The organism is Sulfitobacter sp. UBA4523 (assembly GCF_002388305.1).
Lineage (GTDB): Bacteria > Pseudomonadota > Alphaproteobacteria > Rhodobacterales > Rhodobacteraceae > Sulfitobacter > Sulfitobacter pontiacus.
Map to the genome: position 1 here is coordinate 24,488 of NZ_DGMH01000005.1, position 350 is coordinate 24,837.

A 350-nucleotide genomic window follows, 5' to 3' on the forward strand; every position below is an offset into this window, starting at 1 on the left:
CTGTGCCAGATTTCCGGCGGCATTCAGATGAACCAAGGGGAAATTCTGCGCTTGCATGATCTTGGCGTCTCTACCGAAGATCAGAACGCGTTTTCCAATGCTGGCATCACGACACTGCAGCAACGAGGCAATTCGCAGGCTGCACGCACGCGCCTTGTCGAACTCATGCAAGAGCAAAGCGCCAACATCACCGTCGGGCGGTCTGGCCTTGACGAAGAGCTGGAGATGATCCGCGAACAGTTCCGTCGTTACGCTGTTGAAAAAGTTGAACCATTTGCCCACGAATGGCACCTGAAGGACGAGCTGATCCCGATTGAAGTCATCAATGAATTGGCAGAAATGGGCGTTTT

At 53.1% G+C, this 350-nt stretch carries 1 pseudogene; it reads left to right on the top strand.

The features are described from left to right. Positions 1–350: pseudogene (locus tag B3849_RS00590) on the top strand (acyl-CoA dehydrogenase family protein); the annotation flags it as partial.